This is a genomic window from Ruegeria sp. SCSIO 43209 (genome assembly GCF_019904295.1).
Taxonomy (GTDB): Bacteria; Pseudomonadota; Alphaproteobacteria; order Rhodobacterales; family Rhodobacteraceae; genus Ruegeria.
On the sequence record NZ_CP065359.1, the window covers coordinates 1,316,270 to 1,332,695 of the forward strand.

General features: G+C 55.9%; 11 protein-coding genes. 7 read left to right on the plus strand and 4 right to left on the minus strand.

Features of this window, described 5'->3' with window-relative positions; all coding sequences use genetic code 11:
- Window positions 1–22: 22 nt before the first annotated feature.
- Window positions 23–2,068: an ASKHA domain-containing protein gene (locus I5192_RS06635; protein ID WP_223118024.1), complete on the minus strand. Its 2,046-nt coding sequence runs from the start codon at window positions 2,066–2,068 to the stop codon at window positions 23–25.
- A 215-nt stretch (window positions 2,069–2,283) separates the two neighbouring features.
- On the opposite strand from I5192_RS06635, the gene guaB reads away from it, so the two are divergent.
- The 3 genes from guaB to I5192_RS06650 all read left to right on the plus strand — a co-directional run bounded on the left by guaB (window position 2,284) and on the right by I5192_RS06650 (window position 7,351).
- Window positions 2,284–3,732 carry an IMP dehydrogenase gene (guaB, locus tag I5192_RS06640; RefSeq protein ID WP_223118025.1) on the plus strand — a complete coding sequence of 483 codons (1,449 nt, stop codon included), beginning with the start codon at window positions 2,284–2,286 and terminating at the stop codon, window positions 3,730–3,732.
- A 60-nt stretch (window positions 3,733–3,792) separates the two neighbouring features.
- Window positions 3,793–4,956 carry an RsmB/NOP family class I SAM-dependent RNA methyltransferase gene (locus tag I5192_RS06645; RefSeq protein ID WP_223118026.1) on the plus strand — a complete coding sequence of 388 codons (1,164 nt, stop codon included), beginning with the start codon at window positions 3,793–3,795 and terminating at the stop codon, window positions 4,954–4,956.
- A 103-nt stretch (window positions 4,957–5,059) separates the two neighbouring features.
- Window positions 5,060–7,351 (plus strand): ATP-binding protein, encoded by a 2,292-nt coding sequence (locus tag I5192_RS06650; protein WP_223118027.1) that lies wholly within the window; start codon window positions 5,060–5,062, stop codon window positions 7,349–7,351.
- Window positions 7,352–7,356: 5 nt separating this feature from the next.
- Here I5192_RS06650 and I5192_RS06655 read toward each other — a convergent pair whose 3' ends face one another.
- Window positions 7,357–7,950 carry a sulfotransferase family 2 domain-containing protein gene (locus I5192_RS06655; RefSeq protein WP_170562662.1) on the minus strand — a complete coding sequence of 198 codons (594 nt, stop codon included), beginning with the start codon at window positions 7,948–7,950 and terminating at the stop codon, window positions 7,357–7,359.
- A 190-nt stretch (window positions 7,951–8,140) separates the two neighbouring features.
- Between I5192_RS06655 and recA the strand changes: the two genes are divergently transcribed.
- The 4 genes from recA to I5192_RS06675 all read left to right on the plus strand — a co-directional run bounded on the left by recA (window position 8,141) and on the right by I5192_RS06675 (window position 13,328).
- Window positions 8,141–9,205, plus strand: a complete 1,065-nt coding sequence (gene recA, locus I5192_RS06660; RefSeq protein ID WP_170595572.1) for a recombinase RecA — start codon at window positions 8,141–8,143, stop codon at window positions 9,203–9,205.
- A gap of 180 nt (window positions 9,206–9,385) precedes the next feature.
- Window positions 9,386–12,058 carry an alanine--tRNA ligase gene (gene alaS / locus I5192_RS06665; RefSeq protein ID WP_170626102.1) on the plus strand — a complete coding sequence of 891 codons (2,673 nt, stop codon included), beginning with the start codon at window positions 9,386–9,388 and terminating at the stop codon, window positions 12,056–12,058.
- 1 nt (window position 12,059) lies between these two features.
- Entirely contained in the window at window positions 12,060–12,347 is a 288-nt protein-coding gene (locus tag I5192_RS06670; RefSeq protein WP_170393026.1) for a DUF1330 domain-containing protein, read from the plus strand.
- Between the two features lie 360 nt (window positions 12,348–12,707).
- Window positions 12,708–13,328, plus strand: coding sequence for a transglutaminase-like cysteine peptidase (locus I5192_RS06675; protein ID WP_170562671.1), 621 nt, complete (start codon window positions 12,708–12,710; stop codon window positions 13,326–13,328).
- Between the two features lie 101 nt (window positions 13,329–13,429).
- Here the strand turns inward: I5192_RS06675 and I5192_RS06680 are convergent, their stop codons facing one another.
- Together I5192_RS06680 and typA are read right to left on the minus strand one after the other, a co-directional pair.
- On the minus strand, window positions 13,430–14,278 hold the full coding sequence (locus tag I5192_RS06680) for a hypothetical protein (protein ID WP_223118028.1): 849 nt from the start codon (window positions 14,276–14,278) through the stop codon (window positions 13,430–13,432).
- Between the two features lie 273 nt (window positions 14,279–14,551).
- Window positions 14,552–16,369 carry a translational GTPase TypA gene (typA, locus tag I5192_RS06685; RefSeq protein ID WP_170595576.1) on the minus strand — a complete coding sequence of 606 codons (1,818 nt, stop codon included), beginning with the start codon at window positions 16,367–16,369 and terminating at the stop codon, window positions 14,552–14,554.
- Between the last annotated feature and the right edge of the window lie 57 nt (window positions 16,370–16,426).

The following is a 16,426-nucleotide window of genomic DNA, read 5'->3' on the forward strand; positions in this document are numbered from 1 at the left end:
TCGCCTCCTGTGGATGGGGCGACTATGACCTCCGGCGGCGTCGGCGGCCAGATTTTTCCTCATCCCCGCCGCCGGTATTGAAGGACGGAGCGGGCAGGGTGACGACCTGGGCCAATTCAGGGAACGGATCGGTTTTGTGCGGGATCGCATTGGCGGCGACGAAATGGTCCTGAAACTTGGGCTCGATTGCCGTTTCGACCTTGGTGATCTCGCGCACCACGCGTTCGATCTCGGCCCGCGATCCGATGTTACACAGCGCGATCCGGGCACCGGTTCCAGCGGCATTACCCGCGCTGGAGACCTTCTCCAGCGGTGCATCAGGGATCATACCCAGCACCATCGCGTGTTTGGTCGAAATATGCGCGCCGAAGGCACCGGCCAGTACCACGCGATCCACACGGTCAACCTCCATCTCATCCATTAGGAGACGCGCTCCGGCGTAGAGCGCGGATTTAGCCAACTGGATGGCACGGATATCACCCTGAGTTACCGTGATACGCGGACCGCCCTCGGCGCTGGCGTCGTGGATCAGATAAGAGTTGGTGCGGCCTTCGGGAATGCAACGCGATGTGCCCGTCTGCGCGGCCGAGCCGATCAGCCCGCTTTCGTCCAGAAGACCTGCAATGCGCATCTCGGCCACGGCCTCGATAATGCCTGAGCCGCAGATACCGGTGATGCCCGTGGTGGCAATGTCCTGATCAAAGCCTTCGTCATTCGACCATTTCTCGGACCCGATCACGCGGAAACGCGGTTCTTTGGTGACAGGATCGATTTCGATTCGTTCAATCGCACCGGGCGCGGCTCTCTGGCCCGAGCTGATCTGGGCACCCTCAAATGCGGGGCCGGTGGGTGATGAACAGGCCAGAACGCGGTGGGTGTTGCCCAGCAAGATTTCCGCATTGGTACCCACATCCACGATCAGTACCAGATCGTCGGACTTGCCGGGTTCCTCGGATAGGGCAACGGCAGCGCAGTCCGCACCCACATGGCCCGCAATACACGGCAGGATGTAGACCTGCGCGCGTGGATTCATCGTGGTCAGGTCCATCTCATGCGCAGGCAGGGACATGCTTTCCGAACTTGCCAACGCAAATGGGGCCTGACCCAGTTCAACCGGGTCCAGACCCAGCAGAAGGTGGTGCATGACCGGATTGCAGACGAACACTGTTTCGACGATCAAAGCGGCATCGATCCCGGCCTCATCAGCGATTGAAGTGGTCAGATCGTTGATCGCTTCGCGCACGGCCCGGGTCATTTCCTTGTCGCCACCGGGATTCATCATGGCGTAAGACACGCGGCTCATCAGGTCTTCGCCGAAACGAATTTGCGGGTTCATCAGGCCGGAAGAAGCCTTGACTTCACCGGTTTCCAGATCGGTCAGGTGCGCAGCGATGGTGGTCGAGCCGAGGTCGATAGCCAGACCGTAAAGCCCATGTTCGTGCAGGCCGGGCCAAATTTCGACGATACGGGCCACGTTGTCCTTGTGGCCTTTGTGGACGGCGACCGTGACCTCCCATTTCCCTTTGCGCAGCACTGGCTGCAGCTTGGACATCAGCGACAGGTCGGCGGTGATTGCATCGATCTTCCACTGCTCGCGCAGGGCGCGTTCTAACCGTTCCAGATCGCCTGTGGGCGAGTGCATGTCGGGTTCTTCAACCACCACGAAATACAGGCGTGTTGCAGGGTCCATGGTGATGGCGCGGGCGGCGGCGGCCTTGCGGACCACCTGGCGGTGAACCTGGCTTTCAGGAGGCACGTCGATCACCACGTCACCCTGAACCGAGGCCTGACAGCCCAAACGGCGCCCGGGTTTCAAGCCTCGTTTGTCGTCATAACGCTGTTCAACCGCGTTCCATTCGCTCAGCGCGTCCTCCGAGACGGTCACGCCATGCTTGGGAAACTCGCCATAGCTGGGGGTGATCTGACATTTCGAACAAATACCGCGTCCACCGCAGACTGAATCAAGATCGACACCCAACTGGCGCGCTGCCGTCAGGATTGGCGTGCCAACGGGAAAGTGTCCGCGTTTGCCGGACGGGGTGAAAACGACAAGAGGATCGGTGGTCATGAATGGCCTGCCTTTGTATTCGCGCGTATGCCGGCGAACATATGGGTTTGAACGCAAAGGGAAAGGGCATTCAGCGGCACGTTTTGCATTGCTTGCGTCGTTTTCGGGCGTGGCAGAAGCCCGCAGGGGAAAACAACTTGGGTTCGGGGCTTTCCCTCTGGTGAAATCCATGCAATAGGGTCACCGTCAAACGGGCTTTTGCATGGGGTTATCAAATGCAGATTCGTGAGGCACTCACCTTCGACGACGTTCTTCTGGTTCCGGGCGCATCTTCTGTGCTGCCGGCAACGGCAGATACGAGCACACGCGTGACGCGTGAGATTACGATGAACATCCCGCTGCTAAGCTCGGCGATGGACACGGTGACCGAGGCGCGTATGGCTATCGCCATGGCGCAGGCTGGGGGCATCGGCGTGGTGCACAAAAACCTCACGGTCGAGGAACAGGCCCGCGAAGTGCGTCGGGTTAAGCGGTTCGAATCCGGTATCGTCTATAACCCGGTCACGCTGCGCGCGGATCAAACATTGGCAGATGCTCAGGCTTTGGTAGAGCGCTACAACTTCACCGGCTTCCCGGTCGTTGAAGAAAGCGGTCGTGTCGTCGGCATTGTCACCAACCGAGATATGCGCTTTGCGACCTCGGATGACACGCCGATCAAAGCGATGATGACCTCTGACAATCTGGCGATGCTGCAAGAGCCCGCCGATCTGGAAGAGGCCAAAAGCCTTATGCGTGCGCGTCGGATCGAAAAGTTGCTGGTCGTCGATGGCGAGGGCAAGCTGACAGGCTTACTGACGCTGAAAGATACCGAACAGGCCGTGCTGAACCCTACGGCCTGTAAAGACCGGTTGGGCCGTCTGCGTGTGGCTGCTGCAACCTCGGTCGGAGACGCGGGGTTCGAGCGGTCAGAGCAGTTGGTCGATTCCGGGGTCGATATCATTGTTGTGGATACCGCACATGGTCATTCGCAAGGTGTTCTGGATGCGGTGAAACGTGCCAAGACGCTGTCGAACGAGGTTCAGATCATCGCCGGTAACGTCGCCACTGCCGAGGCCACCAAAGCGCTGATCGATGCAGGTGCAGACGCGATCAAAGTGGGCATCGGGCCCGGCTCGATCTGTACCACACGGATGGTCGCGGGCGTTGGCGTCCCTCAGTTGACGGCCATCATGGATTGTGCCGCTGCGGCGGGGGAAGTTCCGGTCATCGCGGATGGTGGCATCAAATTCTCGGGCGATTTCGCCAAGGCGATTGCGGCAGGGGCATCCTGCGCCATGGTCGGTTCGATGATTGCGGGCACGGATGAAAGCCCGGGCGAGGTGATCCTCTATCAAGGCCGCTCGTTCAAATCGTATCGCGGCATGGGAAGTCTGGGTGCGATGGCGCGCGGCTCGGCGGATCGATATTTCCAGAAGGACGCCGCGAATGACAAGCTGGTGCCCGAAGGCATCGAAGGCCAGGTGCCGTACAAAGGGTCCGCAAGCGCTGTTGTGCACCAACTGGTTGGAGGTTTGCGCGCGGCGATGGGCTATACCGGTTGTGCCACCGTCGATGAGATGCGCCAGAACTGCAACTTTGTCAAAATCACTGGCGCAGGTTTGAAGGAAAGCCATGTGCATGACGTTCAGATCACACGGGAAAGCCCCAATTATCGCGTGATGTAAGTTTGTGAGATCCTTCAGGGGGTCTCTCGAAATTGATCGTGTAGACGAACGGAAATCGCGATGACACCTGCTGCTCGGGTTCAGGCCTCGATCGAGATCCTCGATGACATTCTTGCCGGTGCACCGGTCGAGAAGGCGTTGACCGGCTGGGCTCGACGCAGTCGGTTCGCGGGATCTAAGGATCGCGCTGCGATCCGGGATCATGTGTTTGATGCATTGCGGTGCAAACGATCCTTCTCGGCGCTCGGTGGGTCCAAGACGGGGCGCGGCCTGATGATCGGTGCCGCCCGATCCTTGGACTCAGACCTAACGTCATTATTTTCGGGTGCGCGGTATGCACCTGCAGAGGTAACCGAAGCTGACCAACCCAGGTCATTTCGGAGCGACGCAGAACGTCTGGATATCCCCGAGTGGTTGTGGCCCCAATTTCAGGCCGCGTTGAAGGACGAAGCTGAACTTGCCGCAGCCGCGCTACAATCGCGCGCTCCGATTCATCTGAGGGTCAACCTGCTGAAAACTGACATGTCTACAGCCATTCAACGACTGGCTGCCGAGGAGATCACGGCGCATCCACATCCGGCCTGCGATACTGCATTGGAAGTTACCGAGGGCGCACGCAAGATATCTCAGAGCGGTCCGTATACAGATGGGCTGGTTGAGTTGCAGGATGCCGCAAGCCAGGCGGTTGTTGCCGCGCTTGATTTGCAGCCAGGCATGCGAGTTCTGGACTACTGTGCAGGCGGCGGTGGTAAGGCTTTGGCTTTGGCGGCAAGGGCCCCCGGCGTTCACGTCTTTGCCCATGATGCCAGTCCCAAACGCATGCGGGATTTGTCAGCACGCGCGGCAAGGGCGGGCGCAGATGTCACGATCTTGACCACAGGCCAAGTCTCCAGTCAGGCGCCGTTCGATGTCGTTTTGACAGATGTGCCCTGTTCCGGCAGCGGATCGTGGCGCCGCGCACCGGCAGGGAAATGGGCGCTTACGCCGGAGCGCTTGGACGAGCTGACGCAGATTCAGGCCGCTATACTACGAGACGTTTCACCTCTCGTTGCGCCCAAAGGCGTGCTTGCCTATGCGACCTGCTCGATGCTGACGATTGAAAACGACGGCATTATTGATGGATTCTTGGCCAGCAATCCCGAATGGCAGAGCGGATACCGCAAAACGTGGCTGGTTTCACACGGGACCGATGGATTTTTTACAGCACACTTGACGCGAATATAAACTTTAAAACACAACCTTAAGAAGTTTATGTCACTGATCATTAAGCAGCAATTAACCATTGCAGGCAGATATTGATCAGAAATTGTAATAATCCGGGCTGTTTATGTCTATTCAATCTGAATTTAACCCCTCTCGATCAAGTGGATGGGGCATTGATCGTGGGCGCTATGCCTCGCTGGCATTGATCGCCATTTTATTGAGCGTACTTTCCTTCTTTAACGTTTTGCCGCCACGGTTAAGTGCCGGGGTCGCAGCCGTTGGCTTGTCCTTCCTGGTAGTAGTGGTCTTTGCCTTGGCGCGCGCTTGGATATTGAATCAGATCGAAGCGCAAACATACGCTGCGATGACGGGTTTTCTAGAGCAAGAAACCGATGCCTGTGTCATTTCGGATGCGACGGGCGAGGTGCTAGTTGCAAACGCTCAGGCCAATGCGCGTCTTATTCGGAACGCGGGTACGCGACTAGATGAGTCTCTGCGTACCGTATTTGCAAACCCGTCGGCGGTGCTGTTGCGTTTGCAGTCTCGTGCCCTGAAACGGGGCTTTTGGGAAGAAGATGTTGTCACGCGCGGACAAACAATACCGGTGTCTGTTTCAAAGCTGGGTGAAAATCGGTTTTGCTGGCGTTTTAGAATAGATGCACCCCAGATCTGGCGCAGCGTGAAGCGGCCGGTTCTGACGGTCGGACGAAATGACGTGGTGCTGGATGCCAATGATGCGGCAATTGAACTTTTTGGTCAGATTCCCACATGCCTCAAGCCGATGGTTCAGGCTGGCGGTGCAGTTGATGGTAGCATCATACAGATTAAAACCGGGGAAACCGAAGCACCATTCACTGTCACAACGCTAAGGCACAGCGGTATTGTGCGTGAGTTGCTTTTGACGCCGCTGCAGCACGCCGAAGGACCGCAGCACACGACATCATTTGCAGATTTGCCAGTTGCGATCATGTGCATGTCTCCCGATGGAGATGTTAGCGAAGCAAACCACCTCGCAGTTGAATTGGTCGGTGAGATCCAACCGGGGCGGACGAATATCGAAAGCATGATGCAGGGGCTCGGCTATCCGATCAGGGACTGGCTGGCGAGTGCTGCCGAACAAGGCGCAGCACCGCGGTCTGAATTCCTGCGTTTGGTGCGCAAGGACAAAGAGGTGTTTGTGCAAGTTACGCTGTCACGGATTCTCAGGGATGGTCAGGTTTGTCTTATTGCGGTTCTGAACGATGCCACCGAACTGAAAACGATGGAGGCGCAGTTTGTCCAAGGCCAGAAGATGCAAGCCGTTGGGCAATTGGCTGGCGGGGTCGCACATGATTTCAATAACTTGCTGACGGCGATTTCGGGGCATTGTGATCTGTTGCTGTTGCGCCATGACCAAGATGACCCGAATTACGGCGATCTTGTACAGATCAATCAGAACGCCAACCGTGCTGCAGCGTTGGTCAGCCAGCTTCTGGCCTTTTCGCGCAAACAAACGCTCCGGCCCGAGGTGCTGGATCTGCGAGATACAATTTCAGACCTTATCCATTTGCTAAACCGTCTTGTGGGCGAGAAGGTCCGCCTGACGCTCAGTCATGATCCGGTGCTCAAATCCGTCTGCGCGGACAAGCGCCAGTTAGAGCAGGTCTTGATGAACCTGGTCGTCAATGCGCGTGATGCGATGCCCGAGGGTGGGGAGATTCGGATCGAGACCGAAGTAGTGACATTGGATCAATCGATCACGCGCGATCGGGCTACGGTACAGCCGGGGGAATATGTTACGGTCAAAGTCATCGACAGCGGCATCGGGATTCCTGCAGACAAACTGCAAAAAGTGTTTGAGCCATTTTATACGACCAAACGCACAGGCGAGGGGACGGGGCTGGGGCTATCGACTGTTTACGGGATCGTAAAACAGACTGGTGGTTTCATATTTGTCGACAGTGTACAGGACCGGGGAACGGAATTCACCGTGCTCTTGCCTGTGAGTTCCCGGGTCCAAGAATCGGAGCCTGAGGCCCCCGATACGTCAGAGGTGCAAAGTTCCCGATTGGGTGAAGGCGTGGTTCTGTTGGTCGAAGACGAAGCCCCGGTGCGCGCCTTCGCGACGCGGGCGCTTCGCTTGAAAGGCTACACTGTGCTTGAAGCTGAATCAGCCGAAGATGCACTGCAATTGTTGGACGACCCCAATTTGCTGGTGGATGTTTTTGTTACAGATGTGGTCATGCCCGGAATGGACGGCCCGACTTGGGTGCGCGAGGCCATGAAAACCCGCCCTAACGTTCGGGTGGTCTTCATGTCAGGCTATACTGAGGGGGCATTCGGCGAATCTGGTCCTCAGATTGAAAATTCCACCTTCCTGCCCAAGCCGTTTTCGTTGACCCAGCTGACCGAAGCGGTGTTTCAGCAAATGAATTGAAAACGCTATTCGGCAGCACGATACAATGCGTATTCTGCGGCGTTCAATGATTGGAACCGGAGTTCAGTTTGTTTTGAGAAGTCCATCGGGCAAGCGGGCGAGACGTTCTCTCGTGGTAGATCGATTTTACATTCCAGCCGATTCTGAAGGAAATCCAGTATCTTTTGCTGGCTGTCATATTTGAAGATATGCGCAACACCTTTACCGTTACTGCGGGGTTGCAAAAAATCGGTTTGGCATCCCACATCTGCGTAGGCCGGGCGGGGGTTTTGCATATAGGCGTCAAGGAATGCCTCGAAGCTTAAACCTTTTGTGGAATGCGGATGACCTGCCAATTCGGCGCGCGTTCGATATCGATACCAACTTCCCAACCAATCGACAGGTTCGCGCACAATGGCCATGACGTCCATTTCTGCATCAAACATCTTGCGAAACATGGTCTGGAAGAAGCGATCATAGCGACGCATGTTCGCATGTTTCAGGTCTGTTGGTCCGGACACGACGATATCGGCCCGATCGCGCAAAGCTGATTGATACGCGGTGGAGCCGGTCTTTGGAACAGACAGAAGCGCAAGCCGCTTTTCATAGAAAACAAGCATTTATCTTTTCTCTTCAATGCCTTTCATGTCCCAGATTGTCGTAAACGACTCTTTAACACAATTGCTGAAGAGTAGTTTTCATAAGTTTTAGTTGAAATGTTCTCTTTTTGGTCCCATAAGGAACAAGAGGCGAACAAAGCAGCGATTGCCGCCCGATCAAGGGTGTGACAAAAGAGAAGGCGACAGGACAATGGCGGATCTTCTGACGATGAGCGACAAGAAAAACGCAGACAAGCAAAAGGCGCTCGACAGCGCATTGGCCCAGATCGAACGGCAGTTCGGCAAAGGCTCGATCATGAAGTTGGGCGAAGATTCCAAGCAGGATATCGATGCGAGTTCGACCGGATCGCTGGGCTTGGATATCGCTCTGGGGATCGGCGGCTTGCCGATGGGCCGGATCGTCGAGATTTATGGCCCGGAAAGCTCGGGTAAGACCACGCTGACGCTGCACTGCATCGCTGAACAGCAAAAACGCGGCGGAGTCTGCGCGTTCGTCGACGCAGAACATGCACTGGACCCTCAATATGCGCGCAAGCTGGGTGTGGATCTGGATGAATTGCTGATCTCTCAGCCCGACACCGGCGAGCAGGCACTTGAGATCACCGACACCTTGGTGCGGTCGGGGGCCGTGAACATGGTCGTGGTCGACTCGGTTGCGGCGCTGACGCCGAAATCCGAGTTGGAAGGCGACATGGGTGACAGCAGCGTGGGTGTTCAGGCCCGGCTGATGAGCCAGGCGATGCGCAAGCTGACCGGCTCGATCAACCGCTCGAACTGCATGGTGATCTTCATAAACCAGATCAGGATGAAGATCGGTGTGATGTTTGGCAGCCCGGAAACCACTACCGGTGGTAATGCGTTGAAATTCTACAGCTCGGTCCGTCTGGATATTCGCCGTATCGGTGCGATCAAGGATCGGGACGAAGTTGTGGGCAACCAGACCCGCGTCAAGGTCGTCAAGAACAAGGTGGCACCGCCGTTCAAGCAGGTGGAATTCGACATCATGTATGGCGAAGGCATCAGCAAAATGGGTGAGCTTCTGGATCTGGGCGTCAAGGCCGGTGTGGTCGAAAAGTCGGGTTCGTGGTTTAGCTACGGTGATGAGCGGATCGGGCAGGGGCGTGAGAATGCCAAGCAATATCTGCGTGACAATTCCCGTGCGGCGCTCGAGATCGAAGACAAAATACGTGCCGCGCATGGGTTAGACTTTGAAATGCCACCCGAAACGGAAGAGGATGACATCCTCGAAGCTTAAAGCGTGCCTGAGGGGGAACCGAAGAAATCCCCCGGCACCCCGGTAGTGCTAAAATATCTGGAACAGGGTGGCCCCTCGGGGCCGCCTTGTTTCGTTTCGGATGGGCCAATGCTGTGGACACTCTCGGGGGGTGGGGCTAAACCTTTGCTGACCATAACGACTGCGCGCCGAGAGAGCCTTATGCCAACGCTGAACGACATTCGATCTACCTTCCTGAACTACTTTGCCAAGCAGGGGCACGAAGTGGTTGCGTCCAGCCCGCTGGTTCCGCGCAATGATCCGACACTGATGTTCGTCAACTCGGGTATGGTTCAGTTCAAGAATCTGTTTACTGGCGTCGAAACCCGCGACTACAGCCGTGCTACCACTGCACAGAAATGCGTGCGTGCAGGCGGCAAACACAACGATCTGGACAATGTGGGCTATACCGCTCGCCACCATACGTTCTTTGAAATGCTGGGGAATTTCTCATTCGGGGATTACTTTAAGCATGAGGCGATACCGTTCGCTTGGGAACTGATCACCAAAGAGTTTGGTATCGATAAGAACCGTCTGTTGGCCACTGTCTATCACACCGATGATGAGGCATTTGAAATCTGGAAAAAGGTTGGTGTCCCTGAAGACCGGATCATCCGCATCGCTACCAATGACAATTTCTGGCAAATGGGCCCTACCGGCCCCTGCGGCCCGTGCACCGAGATTTTCTATGACCACGGTGATCACATCTGGGGTGGGCCTCCGGGTTCGGCTGAGGAAGATGGTGATCGGTTCATCGAAATCTGGAACATCGTTTTCATGCAGAACGAACAGTTCGAAGACGGCTCGATGGTCGAACTCGACATGCAGTCGATCGACACCGGCATGGGATTGGAACGCATTGGAGCGTTGCTGCAAGGCAGCCACGACAATTATGACACCGATCTGTTCAAAACGCTGATCGAAGCCTCCGCGGATGCGACCGGTGTTGATCCTTATGGGGATCAAAACGTGCATCATCGCGTGATTGCGGACCACTTGCGTTCAACTTCGTTCCTGATCGCGGATGGTGTGATGCCGTCAAATGATGGGCGAGGGTATGTTCTGCGCCGTATCATGCGCCGCGCGATGCGCCATGCGCATCTGTTGGGGGCCAAAGATCCGGTGATGCACCGCCTGGTACCCACGCTGGTGCAATTGATGGGTGCGCAATATTCAGAGCTTGGTCAGGCGCAGCCACTGATCGAAGAGACACTGCTGCTTGAGGAAACTCGGTTCAAGCAAACTTTGGATCGCGGTTTGAAGCTGTTGGATGAGGAAGTCTCGGGCCTACCTGAAGGCGATCCACTACCCGGAGACGCGGCGTTCAAACTGTATGATACCTATGGTTTCCCGCTTGATCTGACGCAGGATGCGCTGCGCGAGAAAGGTCGAACCGTCGACACCGATGGATTTGACGTGGCCATGGCCGAACAAAAAGCCAAGGCTCGCGCGGCGTGGGCCGGGTCTGGCGAATCTGCCGATCAGGTGGTTTGGTTCGATGTGCTGGATGCGGCCGGTGCGACCGATTTCCTTGGCTACGATACTGAAAAGGCCGAAGGGCAGGTCGCTGCGTTGGTGGTCGATGGTGTATTGGTCGACAAGATCGAGAAGGGTGGTACCGGCTGGGTCGTAGTCAATCAGACACCGTTCTATGGCGAGGCCGGCGGCCAGGTCGGCGACACCGGTGAAATTCGCAGGCTGGATGAGCGCGACGATATCGCCCGCGTTGAAGACACCAGAAAGTTTGCTGATGGCAAAGTCTATGCTCACAAGGTCACGATTGATCATGGGGCGATCTCAAAAGGTGACGCAGTTGAGCTGGAAGTCGATCACGCGCGCCGCACGGCCATTCGTGCCAACCACTCCGCGACGCACCTTCTGCATGAAGCTCTGCGCGAGACATTGGGTGACCACGTGGCGCAGCGCGGGTCGCTCAACGCATCAGATCGTTTGCGGTTCGATTTCAGCCATTCCAAGGCTCTGACACTGGAAGAAGTGCAGAAAGTTGAGCGAGAGGTGAACGCATTCATCCGGCAAAACTCAACCGTGGAAACCAGGATTATGACACCTGATGACGCCCGTGAACTGGGCGCTCAAGCTCTGTTCGGTGAGAAATACGGGGATGAGGTGCGCGTGGTTTCGATGGGCAAAGCACCCACCGGCAAAGGCCAGGATGGCGAAACATGGTCGATTGAACTGTGTGGCGGTACCCATGTGCGCCAGACCGGTGATATCGGAACCTTCGTCGTGCTGGGCGACAGTGCCAGCAGCGCGGGCGTGCGGCGGATCGAGGCTTTGACCGGTGATGACGCATTTAAGTATCTGTCGAAACAGGATCATCGCCTTTCCTCAATTGCGCTTGAGTTGAAAGCGCAGCCTGATGACGTTGTGGCGCGTGTAAAGACTCTGCTGGATGAGCGTAAGTCGCTGCAAAACGAAGTTGCGCAGTTGCGCCGTGATCTGGCGATGGCCGGAGGTGCGGGGCAGGGCAGTGGCGCTGAAGCGCGCGATGTAAACGGTGTGGCGTTCTTTGCGCAGTCGCTCTCGGGTGTTTCCGGAAAGGACCTGCCTGCATTGATTGATGAGCACAAAAGCCGTTTGGGTACGGGCGCAGTATTATTGATTGCTGATACTGGGGGCAAAGCGGCTGTCGCAGCGGGTGTCACTTCGGACCTGACAGACACGGTATCTGCGGTGGATCTGGTCCGCGCGGCGGTGACTGAACTTGGCGGCAAGGGCGGTGGTGGACGGCCTGACATGGCACAGGGTGGGGGCAAGGATGCCTCGAATGCAGAGGCTGCAATCAAGGCCGCTGAACAGGTTTTGGGAGGATAAGATGCCAGCACTTTGGATCGCACACGTCACTGTGACAGACGCCGATGCTTATGGAAAATACGCCGAGCTTGCAGGGCCGGCAATTGCGGCGCATGGGGGTGAATTCATCGCCCGCGCGGCTCGTTACGTGCAGTTAGAGGGCAAAGAGCGACCACGCAATGTGGTCGCCCGCTTCCCAACCGTCGAGGCTGCGGTAGAGTGCTACAATTCTCCTGCATATCAGCAGGCACTGGATCATGCCCGTGGCGCCAGCGAGCGAGAGCTGGTGGTCGTTGAAATTACCGACTGAGAATCAGGCTCAATCTACCTTCGCATGAAATTTGCAAATTCTGCCCGGCCCAGAGCCGTGCGACCTGCCATGCATTTTAGTGTGGGCGGCTCTTCACGATCGCTCTGAATTTATACACATTATTACAATGGGTTGTGCGTGCTTCCTGTTGATTTTGAACATATTTCTCTGTCCGATTGTGGCACTTCGCGCCACTTTCTTGCGCGGAAATGGTCACGAAATGTGACGAATTTCCGCCGTTTTTTCCGCTCAATCTCGGATTTGATTGCGTGACAACCACGGTTTGCGGATATGGTCCGGTATACAGATGGGTTCTGATCCACGCAGTTTGCAGGGACTAATAGGACTCGAGGGACAGGCATGAAATTCTTTGGTACGACCTTAGACGCCCACTTAAAGAGCGCTGCCAAGCTTGGCGGGCTGTTTGGTTTGGCTATCCTGATTAACGGTTCGCTGTTGTTTGGGACTGAAGCATCGGCGAAAGATGCCGCGTTTATCCCGAGTATCGCTGCCTCGCCACCACCCTCGGGTGCGCGTCAGCTTTGCGGTAAATATTCCTGGGCATGTGCGCAAAAAGGTATCGGTTCCTTATCTACCAGCCAAGAATTGAAGCTTGTCAAAGAGATCAACCGCCGCGTTAATCGATCCACGCGAGAGGTCACGGATCAGTCGCAATACAAAACCAGTGAACTTTGGGCGCTTCCAACGTCGCGCGGTGGTGACTGCGAAGATTTTGCGCTTCTAAAGAAAAGAGATTTGATCCAGGCTGGTTTCGACCCTCGTAAACTACTGCTCGCGACAGTGTTGGATACGCGCAGAAACTCTCATGCTGTTTTGGTCTATCGGTCAAGCGACGGCGATCTGGTTCTGGATAATTTGACCAATCAGATCAAGCCTTGGAAGGCGACGCGCTATCTGTTCCTGAGGATGCAAGATCCTAAGCAGCCCGCCAGATGGCTGGGAGTTTATGGAAAAAGCTGAGTTCTTCGACCTCAACTAGAGTGGGCGGGTGCATCTGCACGCCGCCCATCCGCTATTCTCGTCAGTGGCGCTATGGTCGCGCACAACCCTGATCGAAGGAATTAATGACCGCGATCATCCTCTTTTTCGCGCTCAGCTCTGCGTTCTTGGGATTTGGCCCTGTCTTTGACCCGTTTGGCTTCGGCTATTGACAGTTTTCCCAAACGCTCTTGCGACTGCCGGGCACTTTCCCGGTACATCTTGGCGTTAGCGGCATGTTGTTGTGCGTAGGCACGTTGCTCATTAGCCCAAGCTTGGCTTTCTTTGGCCCACCCAGCAAACAGTCGCGCTTGTTCCCTTGCCTGCTTCGCACCCTTTTTATCGCCAGCGTCACGTAGTTGCTTGGCTTTTTCAGAATAGTCTTTAGCCGTTTGCCGGTGCTGCTTGATTGTCTTTCTTTTATCTTTGACTCTTTCCCTGTATTCCCTTGCCTTTTCACGCTCTTCTTTCGCCTTTTTCCTGTTTTCCTTTGCCTTTTTTCTTTCTTCCTTAGCTTTTTCGTCGTCGCCGTTTGGCTTCTCAGGCGTATCGGGCGTGTCAGGCGTATCAGGCGTATCGGGTGTGACCGGGGTATCAGGCCTATCGCGCTCGGTTCTTTCGTCTGAGGCACCGTCACCCGTGCGCTGCGGGTTAATGCCGATGCTCGCCGTAGGCAAGTCAGTCAAAACAGCTGCAAATCTCGGGCAATCAAGAATTGTACGCTCCAGGATCGACTCGAAGTCGGCGCGCCGTTGGATGTAACGGAGCATGCCTGAAGTAACCACGTCGCAGGCACAAAGAGTGTTCGACGAAACAGACTGTTTGGCCGTGCTCACTGTGCAAGTACCAGCCGCCTGAGCGGAATTTCCGAAGATGAAGGGTAAGATTGCGGAAGCAAAAGCAATCGATAACAGTTTGGATTTGATGCGCATCGCACGCTCCTTAAGCACTCGTTAACTAAATTGCCGTATACTCAAACGGCGTCACACTTTGAACACAAAGTCCTCTTTCTATCGCCTATTTTCAAGCAAACTTTCTGTTGGATTTCTGTGATCCAGCTCACTCAAACACGATTAATCCATAAAAAACAAAAAGAAGACCTGCTGTTGCACCAGGTCTTCTTTTTCTGTGTTGTTTCTAGCCTGACGCAAAAATGTCACGAATGTGGCAATGTTTCCAAAACGTGAACAAGTTCACAGCATTGATCAGGCTGATTTTGACATTCGTTTACGCTCGTGCGGATCCAGATAACGTTTGCGAAGCCGGATCGCATTGGGTGTAACCTCGACCAGTTCATCGTCGTCGATATAGGCGATTGCCTCTTCAAGCGAGAACTGAATATGAGGGGTCAGCCTTACTGCGTCGTCCGAGCCGCTGGCACGCACGTTTGTCAGCTTCTTACCTTTCAGCGGATTCACTTCCAGATCGTTGTCTCGCGAATGCTCTCCGATCACCATGCCCTGATAGACATCAGTTTGCGGGCCAACGAACATGCGGCCACGCTCTTCCAAATTCCAAAGCGCATAGGCAACCGCCTGGCCGTTTTCCATCGAGATCAGAACACCTGCGCGTCGGCCGGGGATCTGTCCTTTATGGGCCGCCCAGCCGTGGAAGACACGGTTCAAGACACCAGTTCCACGTGTGTCGGTCAGGAACTCTCCGTGATAGCCGATCAGGCCACGAGACGGCACGTGGGCGATGATCCGGGTCTTGCCTGCCCCTGCAGGGCGCATTTCAGCCAGTTCACCTTTGCGCGCACCCGTGATTTTCTCGATCACCGCGCCAGAATATTCATCATCCACATCGATCGTGACTTCTTCGATAGGTTCAAGGCGCTGGCCGTCCTCCTCGCGGAACAAAACCTGTGGGCGAGAGATGCTAAGCTCGAATCCTTCGCGACGCATGTTTTCGATCAGAACACCCATCTGCAATTCGCCGCGACCAGCAACCTCGAAGGCTTCGCCGCCGGGCGTGTCGCTGATGCGGATGGCTACGTTCGATTCGGCTTCTTTCATCAGGCGATCACGAATGACCCGAGACTGAACCTTTTTGCCGTCACGACCGGCCAGCGGGGAATCGTTTATGCCGAAGGTCACTGTGATGGTTGGCGGATCGATAGGCTGGGCAGGTAGGGCCTCTTCGACTTGCGGTGATACAAGGGAATCTGCCACGGTGGCTTTGCTCATACCCGCAATCGTGACAATGTCGCCTGCTTCAGCGACGTCAATGGGTTGTTGAGCTAATCCACGGAATGCAAGGATTTTCGACGCGCGGAAGCTTTCAATCTGGGTGCCATCTCGGCTGAGTGCCTTGAGGCTGTCACCTGCTTTCAGAGTTCCACTTTCCACACGACCGGTCAGAATGCGACCGATGAATGGATCGCTGCCCAAAGTGGTGGCGAGCATCCTGAACGGTTCGTCCTTTTTCTCGATCTGCTTGGGGGCGGGGACGTGATCAACGATCAGATCGAACAGGGCGGTCAAGTCCTTGCGCGGACCGTCAAGCTCCATATCGGCCCAGCCGGACCGGCCCGAAGCATACATGGCCGGGAAGTCCAGCTGATCGTCATCGGCGCCCAAGTTGGCGAAAAGGTCGAAACATTCGTCCAGCGCGCGATCAGGCTCGGCATCGGGTTTGTCGACCTTGTTCAGCACGACAATCGGGCGCAGGCCCAAAGCCAACGCCTTTGAGGTCACGAATTTGGTTTGCGGCATCGGGCCTTCGGCGGCGTCGACCAGCAGTACAACGCCGTCGACCATGCTGAGAATACGTTCGACTTCCCCACCGAAATCAGCGTGGCCGGGGGTGTCGACGATGTTAATGCGGGTATCCTTCCACTCAACGCTGGTGGCTTTGGCCAGGATGGTAATGCCGCGTTCGCGTTCCAGGTCGTTGCTGTCCATGGCGCGTTCTGCCACGGCCTGGTTTTCCCGGAACGCGCCGGATTGTTTAAGCAGCTCATCCACCAGGGTCGTCTTGCCGTGGTCCACGTGAGCGATGATTGCGATGTTGCGCAGGTCCATGAGAGGTCAGCCTTTGAACGGGAAGTTGCCGCGCGCATAACGCGGCGCGACAAAATA